The following is a 20,871-nucleotide window of genomic DNA, read 5'->3' on the forward strand; positions in this document are numbered from 1 at the left end:
AACGGGCAGTGGGCCTGTCCAAAATACTGCGGGCGTGCGATTAGTTTGACGCCCCCGGTGCGGCTCTTCTAGCTTGACGTGATGCCCACAAACAAAGAGTCGGCCTATCAGTATGCCGGCCGGGTGCCGATTCGATTTTCTCAGTTCTATCTCAGTGAACGGGAAACTGGATGCCCGATTAGGCCGATGTTCGATCCCGGTTTGATGGCGATCAGGGATGATCGGATAAAGTTTACGGTCGAAACCCGTGCAAGCTATGCGAATGTCGTGATCGAGACATTCGATGAGCCGCCGGTCAGCCGGAGCGCCGACTATCAGGACGTGGTGGAGGGGAGCTACTATTGCGTCTCCGGCGAACTTGGCCTGCTCGACTGGTCGAAAGCACTGGTCGAATCGCTGGCTCCGCTGCCTGCCGGGAGCGGGGAGTACCGGATGCGCTACCACCTGCGCAATACCGCTGATCTCGCGGCGTCGGGACCCGGTACCGGCCCGGCGGATTGCCTGGTGCAGATCTGGCCGCAGGCTTGGGAAGAGGCCGTCGAGGTCAAGATCACCAGCTCGGCTGGCCGGTTCTGGCATCCGCGTGAAAGGCTGGCGTGGCCTTTCGCCCGAGCGACTGACACCTGACTGGAGTCGGAACCGGGCAGGGGCAGGGACGGGGTGACGCTGCCCCTTCGCGCCGGTGCGGCTATCTCAATGGGCGCCGAGCTGGCGCGTTCCGGCGGTCGGCTGGGCTGACTACTAGTGTTGAAGAGTCCGTCTGCACCGGTCCAGATCGGTCGCGGTTCGGCTTTGTCGGCATGGCGAAGGGTGCGGGGTGGACGGCGAATACGGCTTCGGACAGGAGTTGTCTTTCCCTCGAGATTTCGTCTGGGGGGCGGCTACTGCAGCGTTCCAGATCGAAGGAGCGACGAAGGAGGATGGCCGGGGACCGTCCATCTGGGACACGTTCGCCGCGATCCCAGGAAATGTTCTCGACAACGACAACGGGGACTTCGCCTGCGACCATTTCCACCGCAGCGGCGAGGATGTCGATCTGATGGACCGGCTGGGGATCCCGCACTACCGGTTTTCCCTGTCCTGGTCGCGGGTGCAGCCGGATGGCAAGACAGTCGAACCGCGCGGGCTGGCGTTCTACGACCGGCTTGCCGACCGGCTCGCCGAGCGGGGAATTGTTCCCATAGCCACGATGTACCACTGGGATCTGCCTCAGGTGCTGCAGGACGACGGCGGCTGGCCGAACCGCGACACCGTCGCTCGCTTCGCCGACTACGCGGACATGGTGTTCGACCGGCTTTCGGACCGGGTTCGGCACTGGGTCACCATCAACGAGCCGTTCTGCTCAGCTTTTTTCGGGTATGGCAACGGAATGCATGCACCCGGGATAAGCGACCACCGTGCGGCCCTGCGTGCTGCGCATCATTTGCTGTTGGCGCACGGCACCGCGCTAAGGCGGCTCAGGGAAAAAGCCGGATCGAGTCACAAATTCGGCATCGCGCTCAATTTCGCCCCTGCGGTGATCGAGGCAGCCGACGAGGGTTACCGGCAGGCCGCCCGCAAGTTCGACTGCCTGCAGAACCGGTTCTTCCTTGACGCGGTCATGGGTCGCGGATATCCGGCGGAATCCCTTGCCGACGTCGCTCATCTCGACGCGCTCCAGCCAGCCGTCGCAGACGGGGACCTGGAGACGATCGCCGCGCCGCTCGACTGGCTGGGGATCAACTACTACGCGCCGTGCCGACCGGCTCCGCTGGCCGAAGCCAAGTGGGCGTGCGACCTGCCGGGGCTCGACAGCGTGGGAATGCTGCCGGGGGCGGAGCCGCTGACCTCCATGGGCTGGGAGCAGGCGCCGGACCGGCTGACCCAGTTGCTGCTGTGGCTGACCGAGTACTGCGAGGGCCTGCCGTTGATCGTGGCGGAGAACGGCGCGGCGTTCCCGGACACGGTCGGCCCCTGCGGGCACGTGCACGACCCGCAGCGGGTGCGGTACTACGTCGAGCACCTCACTGCGGTGCACCAGGCAATCGAGCGAGGTGCGAAGGTCGAGGGTTATCTCGCGTGGTCCCTTTTGGACAACTTTGAATGGGCGATGGGATACAGTCAACGGTTCGGCGTGGTCCACGTCGACTTCGAGACGCAGGAGCGGCGGATCAAGGACAGCGGCTGGCTGCTGGCCCAAGCGATCCGGACGAACGCGGTGCCGAATGCGAAACATCTCAGAAACGATCTGGGGAATGATTGTGTCCGAGGGTAAGCTGCCGACACTTCACACAGGAGGAACCATGAACGTACGTGGTGCTGCCGCTGCGGCGGCCGGTGTGCTGGCCGCCGCTTTTCTCGCGGGATGCGGCGGAGGGGGAGCGAGCAACGGGAATGCCGACACGGTGCTCAATGTCGGCATGCCGAACGGTCCGCTGACCAAGAACAACAATGTGCTTCTCAGTTCGTCGCCGGCCAATTCGCTGGGCTACGGGTTCATGATCTACGAACCGCTGGTGATGACCAATGCGATCCGCCCGGCCGATCCGGGAAAGCCCTGGCTGGCCACGAAATGGGACTGGTCGGACAATTACACCACCCTTGTCCTGACAGTTCGAGACAAGGTGAACTGGTCGGACGGGAAGCCGATGACGGCGGCAGACGTCGCGTACACGTTCGAACTGCTGAAGAAACACCCCGCGCTGAACGGCAGCGGCATTCCGTTCGGTGACATCACCGCGAGCGGGAACCGGGTCACGCTGACATTCCCGGCCTCCCAGTTCGTCAACCGCAACAAGATCCTCGACCAGGCGGTGCTGCCCGAGCATCAGTGGTCGGCCATGAAAGACCCGGAAACGGACATCGTGGCGAATCCGGTCGGCACCGGGCCGTACACGATCAAGTCCGCCACCTCGCAGACGGTGACGCTCGCGGAACGGTCTGATTACTGGCAGTCGCTCCCGGCGGTCAAAGAGATTCGCTATACCTCGTACTCGGACAACGACACTCAGTCGGCCGCGTTGGCCACCGGCGCGTGCGACTGGAGCTTCGTCTTCCTGCCCAATGCGAACGCCGTTTTCGTCAGCAAGGACCCAGCGCATCACAAGTTGTGGTTCCCGCCCACGCTGGCCGTGCACGGTCTCTGGCTGAATAACCAGACGGCTCCGTTCGACGACGTCGTGCTGCGCCGGGCTGTCAACCTGGCGGTCAACCGGCATGATGTTTTCACTCAGGGCGAAGGCGGATACTTCTATCCAGAAGTGACCAGCGTGACCGGCCTTCCGCTGCCCGCCGGGGAACCGTTCCTCGCTCCGGCGTTCCGCGGGAAAAACGCGGCGGTGGACGTCGAAAGCGCGAAGAAGATGCTGACTGCCGCCGGCTACAGTTATGCTGGCACGACGCTGCGTGACCGGTCCGGCAAACCGGTCACCCTCGCGCTGTCGGTTCCCGCCGGGTGGTCGGACTACGTCGCGGACCTGGAGATCATCAAGGACAATCTCGCCGCGATCGGGATCAGTGCGACGGTCGACCGCCTCGACCAGAACGTGTGGAATACCAATGTGGACACCGGCCGCTTCGGCGGCACGCTGCACTGGACGAATGCTGGTGCCACGCCGTACGACCTCTACGAGTCCGCTATGGACGGAGCGTTGCTGAAGCCGATCGGAACCGGCGGCGTGGCCGGCAACTGGGGACGGTTCTCGAATGGCGCGGCGACGAATGCCCTGCGGCAGTACGCGCAGGCGTCCGACGAGGGCACCCGGAACGGGGCGCTGGAGACTTTGCAGCAGCTGATGGCCGACCAGGTGCCGATGATCCCGCTGGTCGCCGTCAACGACGGCGGGGAGTACAACACCGCGCACTGGACCGGCTGGGCGGACGAGCAGAACCAGTACGCCGGCCTCCAGCCGAACAAGATGAACGCGCTGCAGATCGTCTCGAACCTGAAACCGGCGGGCTGAGCGCCGTCCGGTTCCGACGGCGGGGTCGCGGATCCGAGTTAGCCCAATGGGCTCGAACGTTCCGCATGACCACGGCCTCACCGGGAGCGCCTTGCCGCGAGCGGGACCGCGGCCGGCGGCCCTCGAGCGGTTCCGGCGCAACCCCCGTAGTGCGGGAACCGCTCTCCGATGATGGCGAGGTGCGCCGTTTGCCGGTGGCCAGCTACGACGACGGCGACAGGAGCCCGGAATGAGCGTGACGGAAACGAACGGGACGGAAGTGCTCGCCGCCGTCGGTCTGACCAAGCACTTCGCGGTTCGCCGGCGCGGCCGGTCGCTGCTGGCCCGCTCGCCGGGAGCGGTGCACGCGGTCGAAGACGTCGACTTGACCTTGTGCAGCGGGCAGGTGACCGCTTTGGTAGGCGAGTCCGGATCGGGCAAGTCCACGGTGGCGCGCCTGCTCGCCCAGCTTGTCTCCCGGACCGCGGGGGAGATCCGGCTGGACGGATGGCGGGTGCCGGCGAAACGGGGCCGCTGGCTGCGCTCCTACCGGCATCAGGTGCAGCTGATCCTGCAGGACCCGTTCGCGTCTCTGAATCCGGTGCACACCGTCCGCTACCACCTGGCCAGGGCGCTCCGGTTGCACAGCAGCGGTGGGGCGCCGGACGCGTCCCTGTCCGCCCTCCTCGCCGAGGTCGCGCTCGGCCCGGGGGACCAGTACCTGGACAAGTTCCCGCACGAACTGTCCGGCGGGCAGCGGCAGCGGGTCGCCATCGCCAGGGCGATGGCCGCCGGCCCGCAGGTGCTGCTGGCCGACGAGCCGGTGTCGATGCTGGACGTATCCATCCGGCTCGGCGTGCTGAACCTGTTGCGGGACTTGGCGACCCGCCTGCAGCTCGCCGTCCTGTACATCACCCATGACATCGCGTCCGCGCGATACCTGGCCGACGACATCCTGGTCATGTATGCCGGTCGGCTGGTCGAAGGCGGTGACGGTGAGACAGTCACGCAGCGGCCCGCCCACCCGTACACGCGGCTGCTGATCGGTTCCGCCCCCGACCCGGCGAGGCCCGCCTCGTCTGCCGCCGCGAACGACCTGCTGGCCGAGCCGCCGAGTCTCGTCTCGCCGCCGGGCGGATGCCCGTTCCATCCCCGGTGCCCGCAGGTGCGATCCCGGTGCCGCGCCGACATGCCGCCGCGGTTCGAGCTCGGCGATGCGGCCGGTCACTGGACCGCGTGCTGGTTGTACTCGCCGGACGAGCCCGCGGTGCCGTGATGCGGTTCCTCCTGCGCCGGCTCGCGTTCTACCTGGTTACTCTGTGGGCGGCGGTGACGGTCAACTTCTTCCTTCCCCGGCTGGTCCCGGGCGACCCGGTCCTCGCGCTGCTGAGCCGTTTCCCCGGCCAGGTGGACACCCACACCATCAACTCCCTGTACGCGCTTTTCGGCCTGGACAAGCACACCAGCCTGCTGCGCCAATACGGCGAATACTGGGGGCAGCTGGCGCGCGGCGACCTCGGACTTTCCTACACCTATTTCCCGACACCGGTGTCGGATGTCCTGGCGCAGAGTCTGCCGTGGACAGTCGCCCTGGTCGGCACAACGACCGTGGTCGCCTTCCTGCTGGGCACCGCGCTGGGTGCGGTCGCCGGCTGGCGGCGCGGATCGTGGACCGACGTCCTGCTCCCGGTCGCGACGTTCTTCTCCTCGGTGCCGTACTTCTGGCTGGCGCTGGTCGCTGTCGCGGTGCTGGCCGGGCCGGGAAGCTTCTTCCCAGCGTCCGGCGGTTTCAGCCCAGGGCTGGTGCCCAGCTGGGATCCGGAATTCCTCGGCAGCGCGGCGCTGCACAGCCTGTTGCCCGCCTTGACGATCGTGGTCGCGTCGATGAGCGGATGGATCCTGAGCATGCGTTCCATGATGATCACTGTCGCAGCCGAGGACTACGTCACGGTGGCGCATGCCAAGGGGCTGAGCACCCGGCGGGTGATGATCGGCTACGCGGCCCGGAACGCGGTCATCCCCAACGTGTCCGGGTTCGCGCTGTCTCTCGGTTTTGTTATGGCCGGGACGTTGCTGGTCGAAATCGTGTTCTCGTATCCCGGGATCGGCTACGAGCTGGTGCAGGCCATCGGCGCCCAGGACTATCCGTTGCTGCAGAGCATTCTCTTGCTGGTGACGCTGGCCGTGCTGGTCGCGAATCTGCTGGCCGACGTGGTGTACCTGCTCCTGGACCCGCGGGTCCGCAGGGAGGCGTGAAGATGGCGCGGCGAAAGGCGAAATGGGCGGGCAACGCCAAGACGGCGATCGGGCTGGTGCTGATCGGCGGCTTCGCCCTGCTGGCGATCGTCGGGCCGTGGGTGGCGCCGTACGACCCGTCCCAGCGCAGTGCCGATCTGCTGAGTGGTCCGTCGTCCAGGCATTGGTTCGGCACCACCAGTCTCGGCCAGGACATTTTCAGCCAGGTGCTGGTCGGCGCGCGCGGAGTGATGCTGATCGGTTTCGGGGCGGCAGCGGTCGCGACGATGCTCGCCGTCGCGGTGGGCGTGTCCGCCGGATATTTCGGCGGCTGGACGGACGAGGGCCTGTCGCTGCTGTCCAATGTGTTCCTGGTGCTTCCCGCGGTTCCGCTGGCGATCATCGTGTCTTCGCTGCTGCATGGCGCAAGCGACCTGGCGGTGCTGCTGATGATCGGGTGCACGTCCTGGGCGTGGGGTGCCCGGGTGCTGCGCGCGCAGACGCTTTCCCTGCGCCGGCGGGACTACGTGGAGGCGGCCCGGTCGGTCGGCGAACCGGCGCGGCGGATCATCGGGTTCGAGATCGTGCCGAACCTGACCGCCGTCATCACGTCGAGCTTCGTCGGCAATGTGATGTTCGCGGTCATGGCGGAGCTGGTGCTGGCCTTCGTCGGGGTCTCAGGCACCTCGGACTGGAACTGGGGCACGATCTTGTTCTGGGCGCAGAGCCAGCAGGCACTGGCCCAGGGTGCCTGGTGGTGGTTCGTGCCGGTCGGCCTTGCGATCGCGCTCCTCGGCACGGCGCTGTCCTTGCTGAGTTTCGGCGTCGACGAGTTCGTCAATCCGCGGCTGCGCGAGACTGCCAGGCACCGAGTGCGCACCTGGACGGGCCGGGCGGTCCGCATTCGCGGCGGCTTCACGCCGGTGCTGGAGTTGGTCACTCAGGCGGGGGCGGAAGATGACGCCGTCCTACGGGTCGAGCGGCTCTCTGTCGACTACGGAGTGGGTGAGGCCGCGACGACCGCTGTCCGGGAGGTTTCGTTCACCTTGCGCCGCGGCGAAGTGCTCGGCATCGCCGGCGAGAGCGGCAGCGGCAAGTCCAGCCTGGTCCAAGGGATCGCCCGGCTGCTGCCACCGCCTGCGGTGATCAGGAGCGGCTCGGTGCGGTATTTCGCGCCGGCTGCCGAGCCAGTCGAGGTCCTGGCGCTCACGCCCGCTGAGCTTCGCGCCTTCCGTTGGGAGAAGTTAGCGATCGTGTTCCAGAGCGCGATGAGCTCGCTCAACCCCGTGCACAAGATCTCCGCGCAGCTGACCGATGTGCTTGCCACGCACCGGCCCGGCATGACCGCCGCCGCCCGGCGCGAGCGAGCTGCCGAACTGCTCCGGCTGGTCGGCATCCCGCCGAACCGGCTCGGCAGCTATCCGCACGAACTGTCCGGCGGGATGCGGCAACGGGTGATGATCGGGATGGCGCTCGCGCTCGAACCCGAAATCGTCATTCTGGACGAACCGACGACGGCGCTGGACGTGGTGACCCAGCGGCAAATCCTGCTTCGCCTGACCTCCCTTCAGAAGCGGCTTGGATTCTCGGTCGTCTTCGTGACGCACGATCTCGCCTTGCTCGCCGAGTTCGCGGACCGGGTCGCGCTCATGTACGGCGGGCGCGTATGCGAGGTTGCGCCGGTCGCGGAGCTCGTTCGCGCGCCGGCGCACCCCTACGGCGTGGGGTTGCTCAGCTCGTTCCCCGAGCTGAGCGGACCCCGGCGGAAGCTGACCGGAATCGCGGGCACCCCACCGGATCCGCGCACGATGCCCTCCGGCTGTGCTTATCATCCGCGGTGCCCTCGCGCGTTTGACGGCTGTGCCGGCGCGGTACCGGAACTGCTTCCGCTGGGGCCGGGGAAGCAGGAGCACGCGGTGGCGTGCTGGCTGCATCAGAGCGGGCGTTCCGTCGACCGGTCGTGACCGAGGCGCGCACGCGAGGGCAGTTTTCGTTTCCGAGAAGGCAATTCTCCGGTCGGCTCGCCGTGCCGTCCGGACTGGTCCGCTACAGATAGGGCGAGGGATTTTCGGCGGCGGACGAGGGCGTGGGTGGAGAGATGACGACGGGTACGGTTGTCCGGTTCGACGAGGTCCGGGGTTATGGTTTCGTGTCGCCGGACGAAGGTGGCGAGGACGTTTTCATTCATGCGAACGACTTGCAGTTCGACAAGCACATGCTTTCGCCGGGGGTACAGGTCGTGTTCGACGCCGAGGAAGGAGACCGGGGCCTGAAGGCGTCGCGCGTGCGGCTGCAGGAGGCACCTGAACCGGTGGCGATCGCGGAGGTCCGGTCGATCGCTCCGGTGGCGCCGGTCGCGGTGCCGGCAGACGCCGACGACATTCTGTGCGACGTTCTGTCCGCTTCGCAATTCGCCGCGGAAATGGCCGAGACCTTGCTCGTCTGTGTACCGGCGTTGACGAGCGAGCAGATCCTGGCGGTGCGGGAGCGGATGCTGACGCTGGCTCGCGCGCACGGATGGCTCGAAGACTAGGCACATGACCAGATCTTCGTCGGGAGCCAGGTTTCCGCTGCGATGATTTTCCGCACCTGGCCGCGTCGGAAGGAACTCGTGCATGAGTGCGATCTCGCCGGTGACCGTTGCCGAGTGGTGCGGCTTTCTTCGCGGCCTCGCGGCACTGGATTCGGATCCGGTGCGCGGAGTGACTGCCGGAGGGCTGTCGTGTCAGGAGGCTGAGGTTGTCTGGCGAGATTCCGATTGGCCCGGCCGCGAGCCGGCGAGTGAGGAGGATGTCGTCGCGGCCGAGGAACGGCTCCGGGTGCAGCTGCCGCCGGCGTATCGGAGCTTTCTCCTGACGAGCAACGGCTGGCGCGCGACCCCGTGCTCGGCCGGCTTGCGCGCAGCGGCCGGAATCGGCTGGTTCTCCGACCTGGAACCGGAGCTTCTCGCCGCTTGGGCCGACCTGGGCCTGGAGTTCTTCGCGGACACGGCCGAGATCCTGAAGCGTTGTCTGCTGATCTCCCAGGACGACAGCGCCAGCGGGCACTACTTGCTGCTGGCCGCCGCCCGGGCCGACGGCGGCAGGTGGACCGCGTACGAGTGGTGGCCCGGCGACGCCGGTGATCCGGAACCGTACGACGACTTCGTCGCGCTGGTGACGCAGTTGTGGACGAGATCGGGTGCCGCCAGGGGAGAAGGACCGTAGGGCTGTTGCGAAGACCGCAGTTGCGCTGAATGGCGTTCGCACGTGCTCCGGCCGAGCGTTGATCTTGGTGTCTCTCCGTGATCTGTTCAGTTCGGTCGGCGGCAGGAATCCGGAGATCAATCTTGGAGGAAATATGAGATCTTTTTCGCGCGCGAAAGCCAGATTCGCGGTAACTCTCGCGGCCATTGGCTTGAGCGCCTGGACCGCGGTGGCCGGCGCGCCACCGGCGAGTGCGGCTATGCAGCTACCGCGGAGCGGCTGGACCACTGTGTTCCGCGACGACTTCGACGGGCCGGCGGGCAGCGGCGTCGACCGGAACTGGGTCTACGACACCGGGCCCGGTTCGAATTTCGGCACCGGCGAAATCGAAACCATGACGAATTCGACGGACAACGTCCATCTCGACGGAAGCGGCAATCTGGACATCACTGCTCTCGGCGGCGGGGGCAACTGGACGTCCGGCCGGATCCGGACCGCGTCGCCCAACGTGGGCGCCCCGGCCGGCGGGAAGCTGGCGGTGGTCGCGTCGATTCAGCAGCCCAATCCCGACAACGGGCTGGGCTACTGGCCCGCCTTCTGGATGCTCGGCCCCGGCCAATGGCCGGAGAACGGCGAGATCGACGTCATGGAAGACGTCAACGCGCGCTCCCAGGTCGCAGGGACCGTCCATTGCGGAACCTTTCCCGGCGGCCCGTGCAACGAGAGCAACGGGATCAGCAGCGGCCTGCGCCAATGTGACGGCTGCCAAACCGGCTTCCACACCTACGGCATGATTCTCGACCGGACCGACGTCCGGAACGAGTCGATCAGCTTCTTCCTCGACGGAAATTCGTACTACACCGCTACCGAGGCCCAGGTCGGTGCAGCTGCCTGGCAGCAGGCTTTCGACCACAACCTCTCCATCATCCTGGACCTGGCGATGGGCGGCGGCTTCCCGAATGGCGTCTGCGGCTGCACCAGCCCGTCGAACGCGACGACGTCCGGCGGAACCATGCGCGTCGGCTACGTCGCCGCGTACACGACGAACGGCGGCGGCAGCGCGGGCCATTCCGGCCGGATCACCGGCTACCGGGGGCTGTGCCTGGACGACCGGTGGGCCGATCGCACGAATTTTAATCCTGTCCAGGTCTACACCTGCAACGGGACGCCGGCGCAGCAATGGACTCGGGTGGAAGCCGGGAGCACGCTGCGGGTGCTGGGCAAATGCCTCGACGTACGGTTCGGCGGCACCGGAAACGGCACCCCAGTGGACCTCTACGACTGCAACAGCACCGGAGCTCAGGTGTGGATACCAGAAGGCAACGGGGCGCTGTACAACCCGCAGTCCGGAAAGTGCCTTGACGACACCGGCTGGTCCACCACGCCCGGAACACAGGCACAGATCTGGGATTGCACCGGAAGTCCCAATCAAGCGTGGCAGTTCTCCTGATCCGGGGGGCTGTCGTCGGCAGTCGGGCCGGATCCGGCCCGACTGCCGACTGGTGTTTCCTGCTGTCTAGGCCTTTCCCGGCGTCCGCCGCGACCTCGGCGGCCGACCGGTTTTCGTCGAGCACGCGCTGGGATTCCGGCAGCGAGGTCGCCGCAATTCCTGGTAACCACGGATGCCAGTGGCTGTGCTTCACCCGCGGAGTGCCTTCCCGCGAGTTCCGCACGCTCCGGGTGCAAGAACTACGACAACTTCGTGATGATCTGGTATCCGCCGGTGAGGCAGGTCGGTCCGCCTGCGCCACAGCAGTTCCGGACCGGCTCTCAAACCGATTGGGATTGGGCCACGGTAGCCGTGCTCGACTGCGAGCCTGGCGTCGGCGGCCTGCAAGTGTCCGTAGACGGGCAATCGGTCGGAGTTCCCTATTTGCGCAAACATTGACTATCAACGCGGGTGAGTTGTTCGTCTGGTGGACCGGCGATCGCCGGACGGCTTGCGGCGTCGGCGGTAGGCGCGGTGCTGGAGCCGATGCGGCGGCAATTCCGATGAGGTCGGATGTGCTGGCGACATGCGGTCCTACCGGGTCTTTCGGGTGACTGGCGGGTTGCCCGCCGTTCAGCGGCCGGTTGCTGCCTCCGACCGCGAACGAGCCCGCGAGGGCGACGCGGATCCGCAAACAAGACTGAACACGAAGGTCGATTAGTCTGCCCTTTCGGACTGGAGTCTCGCATGGTTGTGTCGGCCTTCGGATAATCGAAGTCACGCGATTGGCTGGCTGGGCCAGGACTGTGGGCGAGTTGGCCGGGGACGCAGGTTCTGGAGCTGCGAGAGGAGGAGGCGACCGGCAGTCTCGCGCTGGCCGGGGATCGTATTCGCCTTCGGCGAGAGACTGCGTCAGAGTGCTGTCAAAAAGCACCTCGGTCAGGTTTCGGACAATGATGGTCTCGAATTCGACCATATTCGCGCTCGTGAGATAAATTCTGGCGGAATATCAGGGCGGACGGCGCGTCGAAGATAGTCCGTTCGCACGATGAGCGGCGCTGGTGCCGCCATCGCATCCCAGGTGCGAATCGCTCACCAGGGCCTTGCTCGCTGCCGCACGATCGACGGAGGAAACGCACTTGACTACTTGTCCCCACACCGGTCTGGCCCCGGCGGTCGAAGTCCGGTCTCCGCGTACGGAGGTATCCGGGCCGCTGTTCGCCAAGGCTGAGATCGCGCGGCGGGCGGCACGATTCCTCGCCGATTCCGCACTGCCTGGAGACCGGCAAGCCCGGGTCGCCGCCGCGGTCCGGGAGCTGGAGGCGACCGGCACCTACCGGTTGACCGACGAAGAACTGCTCCACGGTCTCAAACAGGCGTGGCGAAACGAGCCCCGGTGCATCCGGCGCGGCACGTTCCAGTCGCTCGAACGGATCGAGCCCGAAGACCTGGCTCTGATCGACCTCTCTCGTGCGAAGCTGACCGCTTCGCAGGTCGCTTCTTCGTTCGGCCATTACCTGCGCTACGCCACCAATGGCGGCAAGCTGCGCCCGATGGTCATGGTATTCCCGCCGGACGGCCCGGACGGTGCCCGGTTGCGGATCTGGAACGACCAGCTCATCCGTTACGCAGGACACGCACTGCCGGACGGGACCGTGCTGGGCGATCCCAAACATGTCGAACTGACTGCGGCGCTGCGCGGCCTCGGCTGGGGCGCGCGGATCGGACGGCAGACCATTTTGCCGGTCGCGTTCCAGCTTGCCAGTGCCGAGCCTGGATGGACCGAACTGCCGGCCGAGGACATCCTCGAAGTTCCGCTTATCCATCCGAATTTGCCGTGGGTCGCCGAACTGGGCATGGTCTGGCACGCGCTGCCAGCGATCAGCCGGATGATCGCGGTCATCGGCGGGCTCGTCTACCCGGTGATCTTCTCCGGTTGGTACGTAGCCAGCGAGATTCTGGAGAACCTGCACCGTTATGGCGTATTGGACGTCTTCGCGGACCGTCTCGGGATCGATACGCGCGATCGGTTCTGGGTCAACCGGGTCGAGGTGGTCGCGCTGGAGACGATCATGGCCAGCTACCGCGCGGCCGGAGTGATGATCGAGGACGGTCGCTCAGCGGATTCAAACCACCACCGCTTCGTCCAGCGCGAGCATGCCGCCGGCCGGCCGGTGCGCGGCGACAAGAGCAAACTGGTGCTGGCCGGCTCGACCACTGACATGCACACCCGCGCCGCCTCGCTGCTGCCTCCCGACCCGGAAGCCGATCCCGGTTTCCATTACCTGCCTGACGCATGGGAGATCGCGGACGCGTTACCGGAGTCGCAGGCCGCGGTCGAACCGTGACGGACGATCTTGCCTCGGCATGCTCGTCCGTCACGCGCGGAGTTGACCATCGAGGTGCGGCGGGGCTCGTTCGTCAGAGTTCGTGTCGTGAAAGGGCACCTTGCGGGAATCGGCGAATTCGAGTTGTCGTTGCCACGCGGTTGATCAGCTGGGTTGAGTGAGGATTGTCGTCGAGCGCTCGGCTGGGGTGTCCCAGCCGAGCGCTTTGCGTGGCCGGCGGTTGAGTTTGTGTGGCGACGGCGGAGAGATTGTCGGCGGTGTGGACGGAGGTCGCTGCCTTCGGGAAAGTAGTGGCGTAGCGTGCCGTCAGTGTTCTCGTTGGAGCATATTGCCAGGGCTGCGGGGGTCGCGGAAGTAGACGGCATGCCGGTGGCAACGTTGAGTTCGTGATGACGGCCCATTTCCGAACATGGGTCCCAATCCGGGGATCGGCGCACGAGTTCGGGCAGGGCGGAGATCGTGGTGATGAGGCAGTCGCCGACGGTTTCGGCATCGAGGCGTGCAGGCCGGTGGACCAGCACGACTGGGTGGCGCGTTCGACCGGGCGCAGATGATGGTGAGGCCGCCTTCCCATGTCCGGGGACGGCGCGGTCCTCGACGTCGGCCGGCCGTTGGCTGACCATCTCAGATGGGTGAACCGGGGTTGGCAGGCTTTGCCGGTGCGCAGGCGCCTCCGGCCCTGGGGTGATCGCGGCACTGCCGGAGGCTGATCCGGTCGGGCTGTACCGGCCGTCTAGCATGCCTCGCTCGAGGTCCTGCGGCTCGTGAGAGGTGGCGATCTTGGGCCGCGGCCGGCGTATGTCGGCGCCTTCCGAAGTCGCGTGCGGCTTGTAGTCGCTTGAACCGGGACGGGGGATTGCGGGGTCATCTCCCGGCTGATCGTGGACGGCGAGCGGCCCGGCTCCTCCGTGGTTGACTGGCTTTCCGTGCCCAGCAGATCGGCGATCGCGAAGAGGATCCGGACGTTCACCGGCGCAGGCCGGACGGCTGCCAGCTGATCCCCCTTCCGCTCGGCCTGGCTCTTCTGCCCGTATCGTCGCCGATCCCCGCTCTGTCGGTTGATCCCGACCATCCGGCAAGATTCTGGAGGCGCTGTGCCACCAGAATCTCGGGTCCCTACGGCGATCGGGCTTCCGGCAAGGGGTCCTCCACAGACGACTTGCCGCGCGGAGACGGCGGCCGATCCGTTTCGAGGTGCGGTTTCACGATCGGGAGTCGCGCCGGACATCTGCGAGGTCCAGTCCGCTGGCGGCGCGAAGCCGTTCGATGGACGACCCGACGGCAGATGCCGGCGACAAGTGCGCGGAGCAGCTTCGAGCGTGCTACGACGCGTCCCAGAACGCGTAGTCGGCCGAGTATGGTACCGCCGTCTGCGCACCCGTCGAGCAGGTCCCGCCCGGTGCCACCCCGCCGCGAGTGTTGAGTCGTTGAACGTAGGTCACCGTTCCGAAGATGCCTTGGCCGGTGTTGGAATTCGCCTTGAGAAGGAGTTGCGGAATCGCGCCCGGCTGCGGGGAAGAGGCCACCGCCTTCGCGCCGACCGAGCTTCCGTCGACGATGGACGTCCAGGTTGGACCTTTGCTGTGGATCGCTACTGGCCAACCGTCGTCTGTGAGAACTGCTGCTGGCTGAATCAGAGTCCATGCGCCGGCCGGACAGCCGTAGATTTGCACTCCGTAGCCTTGGAACGTGGCGATCTCCGTGTTGCCTGCCGGTACCATGATCGCATCCGGGACATCCGCCGAGGCTGTGGCTGCGGAGGCGCTTGCCGCTCCGCCGAGGATCAGTGCGCCGACGGCGAGTGCCACTGTCGTTCTTTTCATCGGTTTCCTTCCCACGTCTCCTGTGTTGGCCCGCGCGGACAGTAACGCGGTCACCCGTCGAAAACGTTCACTCGCGCCAATGTCGCGGAGGTTCCCTCACCGGGTTCGGAAGACAGATGTTCTGTTGCCGGCTCGGCGAGGAACCGCTGGCGGCCAAGGCGAGCAGAGCGACGCCGGGCACTCCGGCAAGCACTGCGAGCAAGACGAAGTCCTTCGATCATGCCTCAGGTGCCGGGCGTCGCGGATCGGCGTCCACGACGTGCTGCCCGGCACCGACGGTGCGGCGAACGAACTGACGTCGGCGGCAGGCATGACGCGGCCGTCATCACGTGGCAGTTGCTGGCTGGCAACCACAGTCGACAACACCGAGGAACCGATCGCGAGGGTATGCACGCGGGCGGACAGACCGGCGACGGTCGTCGAACCGGATCTGTTGCGGACGGCCTGCCTCGGCCCGGTCGGTGGACGCGTTCTCGGACCTCGCGGACGCGCAGCCGAGGGCGAGCGCGGCCAACCGTGGCAAATCCGGGGGTATGCACCTGCTGCCACGTACTGGCGGGTGCGCCTGGAACGCGCAGCCGGACCTACTCGAGCAGCCGCGCCGCTGGGTCGTCCGGCAAGGCATCCCCGACCAACGGCCCACTCGCGAGCAGCACCGTCTGGCGGCTGGGAACCGGAACCGAAGAAAAGTTGAGGAGGAAGGGCAACCCCCGGCTCCCGGGCGGAATGCGAGCACGTCCGGCCCGGCGTCGAGCCACGAGATTTCCGCCGCGCCGAGGGAGAATCGCAGTGCCAGGCCCCTCCGGTAGAGAATCAACAGCGATCCCGGGTCGGCGGCTACGTCGTCGGCGGTCAGCGCCGGCCACTCTGTCGTCGCGACAGCCACGGCCGGCCCACGCCGAACCCGACCGCGGCATCGGCACCCGGCAGCCGTCGCGGCCCGGATCGGCGCCGCGTGTGCGGGCGAAGACCGGATCCTGCCGGAGTTCGTCGGGTAGGTCCCTAGACTTCCCAGAGGCCCAGTTCGTCGCCCTGGCATAGGCAGACCCCGCCGGGCAGGGAAGGGGTGAGCAGGGCGGCCGCGCGGGCCCGGCGGGTGCCGAGTTCCCGGTCCACCGGCACGTCGTGCGCCGCTCGGCGAAGGAGAAGCCGGTGTCCTCGGCGGCCGTGACGGGTCACGTCGTGGGGTGACAGGAACCAGGTGGCTGGCGCGCCGACTTCCTGGTGACCGCGCGCAGCGCGGGCGGCTACCTCGCGGAACCGGCCCGAATCCCACGGGCACACCAGGAAATCGAGATTGAACGCCGCGTGCAGCTCGTCCCGGCGGAGGTACCGCGCCGCGCGGGTACGGGTCCGGCAGCCGCATTTCCCCGACCAGGATCTTGTGCCCGGGATAGGAATCGGCGATGGTGCACCACGAACGGTAGATGTCGTGCAGTCCCTCGTGATCGGACAACGGGGTCTGGTCGCCCTCGGCGGCGTCGGGCAGCGCCGCATCACACCGCAGATCATGCGAATTCAGGCAAGGAAGCCGCATGACATCGACTGGTATGCGCAGAATTCCGATTGCGGAGTTCGGCAGGGCCCGTGGTCGGAAGCGCCGGGCCGGCGTGTCCGAACGGGCGCGGCTTGGCCCGAGAATCAGGACTTCTCGAGATTGTCGTTGACTCGCGCCAGCAGGGATTTGAAGGATGAGATCTCTTCAGGTGTGAACCCGGCGACCGCTCGCTCCTCGAGTTCTGCCAGTTGCCGGTGCGCCTCAGCAGTGTGCGAGGCGCTCTCCTCGGTCAGGACGACCGTGTGGCTGCGGGCGTCGCGGGGATGCGGCGCACGGCGGATCAGTCCGTCGCGGAGCATCCGGGCGAGCAGTTGCGCCATCGACGACTGGTCGATTCCGGCCGCCTCGGTCAGCTCTTTCTGGGTCAGTTCGGCTCCTTCGCTGAGCGAAGCGAGCACGGGGACCTGGGCGTAGCGAAGGCCGAGCGGCCGGAGCGCGGCATCACCGTCGCGGGCGAGGGCACGGGATGCCCGGTTGATCAGCTGGGCCAGGCTGGCGGTCTGCACGGAAGTCGTCTCCTTGTTTACATGGCATCCTATGTGTTGTTACATTGGATCCTATGGAAATGAACCAGTCAGTGTCAACAGCTCAAGTCGTCGTCGCGGGGGCCGGGCCCGCCGGGCTTATGCTGGCGTGCGAACTCCGGCTCGGCGGCATCGACGTCCTCGTGGCGGAACGGCGGTCGGCCGGTACGGCCGGCGAATCCCGCGCGCCAGGCATCAACGCGCGCAGCGTTGAGATGTTCGCTCAGCGGGGGCTGGCCGACAAGTTCCGCAGCCTGGGCAAATCCTTGCCGGGGGTGCTGTTCTCCGGCCTGCCGATGGCTCCGCACGAGATCGATCCGGGCTGGCCGGCCGCGCTGATCCTGCCGCAGCACCAGACCGAGCGAATCCTCGCCGAACGGGCGACGGAGCTGGGGGTCCGCTTCCTCTGGTCGACGAGCGTCGTTGACCTTCGCCAGGACGACGACGGCGTCGAGGTGCTCGTAGAGGGGCCGTCTGGGAACACGACGGTCCGGGCACGCTATCTGGTCGGATGCGACGGCGGGCGCAGCACGGTCCGGAAGATCTGCGGGATTCCGTTCCCCGGAGACGATCCGGTCTCGTGCTGGGTGGTGGGGGATGTCCGGCTGGATTCGCCGCCGTCCGGCGGGGGAGTGTTCGGCCGGAACGAACGGGTCGGCACCTACCAGGTCTCCCGGGCCGAGCCGGGATGGTTCCGGCTGAGCATGATGCGGGCGACGCCGCCGGCCGACCGGCGCGCTCCGGTCACCCTGGACGAGCTTCGCGAGACCATGATCGACGGCATCGGCACCGACTACGGCCTGCGGGAAGCGCGCTGGATGTCTCGGTTCTCGGACGGATGCCGGCAGGCCGACGAATATCGCAGCGGCCGGGTGTTCCTCGCTGGCGACGCCGCGCACACGCATTCGCCGATCGGCGGCCAGGGGCTGAACCTCGGGATCCAGGACGCGGTGAACCTCGGCTGGAAGCTCGCCGCGGTCCTGCGGGGCGCACCCGCGGAACTGCTCGGCACGTATCACCGGGAGCGCCATCCGATCGGCGCGGCCGTACTGCAGCTCGCGAAGGCGCAGACCGCGCTCATCAAGCCGGGAAGCCAGAATGACGCGCTGCGCGGGGTGATCGCCGGTCTTCTCGCCGTGCCGGAGGTGTGCCTGCGGCTCAGCGGGATTCTCAGCGGGCTCGACCTGCGCTATCCGCTGGGGGAGAGCCATCCCCTCGTCGGCAGGCGGATGCCGAATATCGCCCTTGCCGAGGGAGACGGTCCGGCGGACGTCTTCGGCCTGCTGCGCGACGCGCGTCCACTGCTGATCGACTTCGGCGCGGTCGGGCTGGTCGTGCCCGCCGGCCGGGAGACGGACCGAATCAGGAGGATCGCGGCCCAGCTCGAACTCGACCAGACCGGCGGGCAGGTGCACCTGCCGGTGTTCGGTGACGTTCCCGCTTTCGATGCGGTTTTCGTCCGGCCGGACGGGTACGTCGCGTGGGCGCACCCGGCAGGCGAGCGGGTGGACACCGACGCGCTGGCTGAGGCCATGAGCCCGTGGACGGGCACGGACCGGACTGCCCTCGGGGCGGCGGCCGCGGTGCTCGGCTGAACCAGCCGCCCGCGGTGCCGGCGGCCGGCGGAGAACTTTCCGCCGACACCGCGAACCGGGATCCTCAGCCGTGCAGCAGGACGGGCGGCGCGACCAGGAACCCGCCGGATCGAACCGTTGTCCCAGCCGATCACCGGGCAGATGAGGCAGCGCGGAGTCTCTTTCGCCACGCCGGACGAGGTCGCGAACCCTCGGTGCGCGGCTCTTCGCGCCTGGAAAGAAGGGTGCGGGCACAACTCAAGAGTGCGTTCCACGCCGATGGAATGCGCAGGGCAGTCATTATCCTGGCTGGTCGCGGGCAGGATTCGTCGGCGCGTTGTTCGGCGCTGCCACCGGACTGCCTTCCGCGCTCATTGACGTTATCTCAACGAGTTTCACGTGAGTGCGAGTGCGGCTTTGACGATGTGGCCGATCTTGTGGGGGCTGGTGGTGAAGTGCTGCAGGGCGCGCCAGCGTCTGGTGAGCAGGGCGAAGCCGCGTTCGCCGAGGCAGCGCAGGCCGCGGAACAAGGCGTTGTAGGTGCGGTTGTCCGCATCGAGCACCTGGCCGTCGGCGGGCTGTTTGACCGGTGTGAACACCCCGATGCCGGCTCCGTCGTAGCCGCCGTCGGCCGGGGTGGGCAGGTCGAGTTGGGAGTAGGCCCAGTACAGGGCGCCGAGGACATGTTCGCGGGCTGCGGTTAGGTCGTGTATCGAGCCGGGCTCGGTGTCGCTGACCCACAAGGGGAAACCGTTCGGGGCCAGCAGGGCTTGAATGTTGCCGCCGTGCTCGTGTGCTTTGCCGGAGTACCATAGGTCGATCTGCTTGCCTTTGACGCTGGTGGTCTTTTCGGCAAGGCGGTCGGCGGAGAAGATCTTGCCGTCGAGAATGACGTGGGCCAGGCCGTCCTGCTGGGCTTGTCGTAGTGCCTCGTGCAGGTCCGGGGCCTGATCTGCGAGCACGGCGATGACCTGGACGAGGCAGCGGTAGCCGGTGGCACGGGATATGCCGTGATCGCGCGCCAGCGCCGTGATGTCGCGATTCTCCCGGAACCAGCACAAGGTGAACACCGCATGCCAGTACCAGGTCAGCGCCCTGCTGCCCTTGCGAGGGTGCCACGCTCGCGGCGGTCGGCGTGGAGCAGGCGCCCGAGGTACTGGGCCAGTTCGCGGGGCACGTCCAGTGTGGCACGATAGGTGATCACGGGGAGCTTTCCTGGTCCGGACTTGATCTTCGCAAATCCAGTCCTACCAGGACTCCCAGTCCTTCCGCTCCTGGGTCTCCGCAGTTCATCGTCGCGTGCGGCCGAGTGCTCCCGCGAAGACGTCAGGCCTTCAGCGCAGGAATCTCCGTTGGTGAGATCACCTCAATGAGCCTCCCGCTCGAAGGGCGGCCCGGGACGGGTCTCGTTCGGGGCGTGAGTGGGAAACGTTCCTATGCATCGGGAAGCTCGTGTCATACACTGTCAGTCACATCGAATACGTGGCGTGATTCGGGACATCCGGTTGGCGAATGACAAGGACGGTGCGATCATGGCTGGAATGAAAAAAATTCGCACTGCGGTCGTCACAGGCGGCAGTTCCGGGATTGGTTTCATGGTTGCCCAGGAGCTTCGGGCCGCTGGCGTCCGTCTCGTCATCACCGGCCGGGACAAGCAAAGGCTGAGCGCTGCCGCGAAACAGCTGCACTGCCGGGCAATCCAGCTCGACCTGAACGACCGGGATTCCGTCGACGGCTTTTTCCGGAAACTCGGCTCGGGCCCGCTGGACTGCTTCGTCGCGAACGCCGGGTCTCCGGTCAAGGACCCGGATGACCAGCAGGCGCAAACCCGCGGCGCGATCGAAGTGGTTTCGCGCGCCGCGGACTTGTTGGCGGAGGGCGGTGTCCTGCTGGTCACCAACACGCTCTTCACCCAATTCCCATACGACGTCGTTCCGCCGGTCTTCCGCGCCTATGTGTCCGGAAAGCGCGACCTCACCCGGCAACTGGCGGAGGTGTCGCTCGCTTACCCGGGCGTGCGAGCCGCCGATGTCGCCTTGGGATTCGTCCCGGGAACTCGCGGCCTGGACCAGGTGATGAATCCGGCCGAAGCGGAGGAATACGTCCGCGCCGTGAAAGCGGCGACGCCGCGCGAAAAGCTGACCACTGTCGAGCAAGCGGCAAGCTTTATTGTGCAAGTTCTTCAGGATACTGTCGGTGGTGTCCGGGTAGGCATCGACGGCAGTGTTTCCGAACTTTCTCTGGTTTCCGTGACGACCCCCTAATCCGCACTTGG

The 20,871-nt window shown here is 66.8% G+C and carries 14 protein-coding genes and 1 pseudogene; 12 read left to right on the forward strand and 3 right to left on the reverse strand.

From position 1 onward, the window contains the following. The first annotated feature begins 81 nt into the window (after positions 1-81). The 10 genes from ABD156_RS24050 (at position 82) to ABD156_RS24095 (ending at position 13,117) form a co-directional block, all read left to right on the forward strand. Positions 82-627, forward strand: a complete 546-nt coding sequence (locus ABD156_RS24050; RefSeq protein WP_344277818.1) for a hypothetical protein — start codon at positions 82-84, stop codon at positions 625-627. 190 nt (positions 628-817) lie between these two features. After that, entirely contained in the window at positions 818-2,254 is a 1,437-nt protein-coding gene (locus ABD156_RS24055) for a GH1 family beta-glucosidase (RefSeq protein WP_344277821.1), read from the forward strand. A gap of 28 nt (positions 2,255-2,282) precedes the next feature. Further along, on the forward strand, positions 2,283-3,941 hold the full coding sequence (locus ABD156_RS24060) for an ABC transporter substrate-binding protein (protein WP_344277824.1): 1,659 nt from the start codon (positions 2,283-2,285) through the stop codon (positions 3,939-3,941). Positions 3,942-4,170: 229 nt separating this feature from the next. Further along, a complete protein-coding gene (locus ABD156_RS24065) occupies positions 4,171-5,196 on the forward strand; it encodes an ABC transporter ATP-binding protein (protein ID WP_344277826.1) in 1,026 nt (341 codons plus the stop codon). Further along, complete coding sequence (locus ABD156_RS24070; RefSeq protein ID WP_344277829.1) at positions 5,196-6,176, forward strand: ABC transporter permease; 981 nt, start codon at positions 5,196-5,198, stop codon at positions 6,174-6,176. Before ABD156_RS24065 ends, ABD156_RS24070 begins: the two co-directional genes overlap by 1 nt. A 2-nt stretch (positions 6,177-6,178) precedes the next feature. After that, positions 6,179-8,119: a dipeptide/oligopeptide/nickel ABC transporter permease/ATP-binding protein gene (locus tag ABD156_RS24075; RefSeq protein WP_344277832.1), complete on the forward strand. Its 1,941-nt coding sequence runs from the start codon at positions 6,179-6,181 to the stop codon at positions 8,117-8,119. 134 nt (positions 8,120-8,253) lie between these two features. Beyond that, a complete protein-coding gene (locus ABD156_RS24080; RefSeq protein WP_344277835.1) occupies positions 8,254-8,688 on the forward strand; it encodes a cold-shock protein in 435 nt (144 codons plus the stop codon). 82 nt (positions 8,689-8,770) lie between these two features. After that, positions 8,771-9,361, forward strand: coding sequence for an SMI1/KNR4 family protein (locus ABD156_RS24085; RefSeq protein ID WP_344277838.1), 591 nt, complete (start codon positions 8,771-8,773; stop codon positions 9,359-9,361). 238 nt (positions 9,362-9,599) lie between these two features. Further along, positions 9,600-10,790: a ricin-type beta-trefoil lectin domain protein gene (locus ABD156_RS24090; RefSeq protein ID WP_344277841.1), complete on the forward strand. Its 1,191-nt coding sequence runs from the start codon at positions 9,600-9,602 to the stop codon at positions 10,788-10,790. A 1,118-nt stretch (positions 10,791-11,908) separates the two neighbouring features. Next, the gene (locus ABD156_RS24095; RefSeq protein ID WP_344277844.1) at positions 11,909-13,117 is read left to right on the forward strand and encodes a nitric oxide synthase oxygenase; all 1,209 of its coding nucleotides are present in this window, start codon (positions 11,909-11,911) and stop codon (positions 13,115-13,117) included. 1,322 nt (positions 13,118-14,439) lie between these two features. Here ABD156_RS24095 and ABD156_RS24100 read toward each other — a convergent pair. Then, a complete protein-coding gene (locus ABD156_RS24100; protein ID WP_344277847.1) occupies positions 14,440-14,940 on the reverse strand; it encodes a DUF3455 domain-containing protein in 501 nt (166 codons plus the stop codon). A 1,641-nt stretch (positions 14,941-16,581) separates the two neighbouring features. Further along, positions 16,582-17,004, reverse strand: a complete 423-nt coding sequence (locus ABD156_RS24105) for a MarR family winged helix-turn-helix transcriptional regulator (protein ID WP_344277850.1) — start codon at positions 17,002-17,004, stop codon at positions 16,582-16,584. Between the two features lie 59 nt (positions 17,005-17,063). On the opposite strand from ABD156_RS24105, the gene ABD156_RS24110 reads away from it, so the two are divergent. After that, positions 17,064-18,617 (forward strand): FAD-dependent monooxygenase, encoded by a 1,554-nt coding sequence (locus ABD156_RS24110; protein WP_344277853.1) that lies wholly within the window; start codon positions 17,064-17,066, stop codon positions 18,615-18,617. Between the two features lie 374 nt (positions 18,618-18,991). Here ABD156_RS24110 and ABD156_RS24115 read toward each other — a convergent pair. Beyond that, positions 18,992-19,800: pseudogene (locus ABD156_RS24115) on the reverse strand (transposase family protein). 283 nt (positions 19,801-20,083) lie between these two features. Here ABD156_RS24115 and ABD156_RS24120 point away from each other — a divergent pair. Then, complete coding sequence (locus tag ABD156_RS24120; protein ID WP_344277857.1) at positions 20,084-20,860, forward strand: SDR family NAD(P)-dependent oxidoreductase; 777 nt, start codon at positions 20,084-20,086, stop codon at positions 20,858-20,860. The last annotated feature ends 11 nt before the right edge of the window (positions 20,861-20,871 follow it).

This window comes from Amycolatopsis albidoflavus, assembly GCF_039525725.1.
In the GTDB taxonomy this organism is placed as follows: domain Bacteria; phylum Actinomycetota; class Actinomycetes; order Mycobacteriales; family Pseudonocardiaceae; genus Amycolatopsis; species Amycolatopsis albidoflava.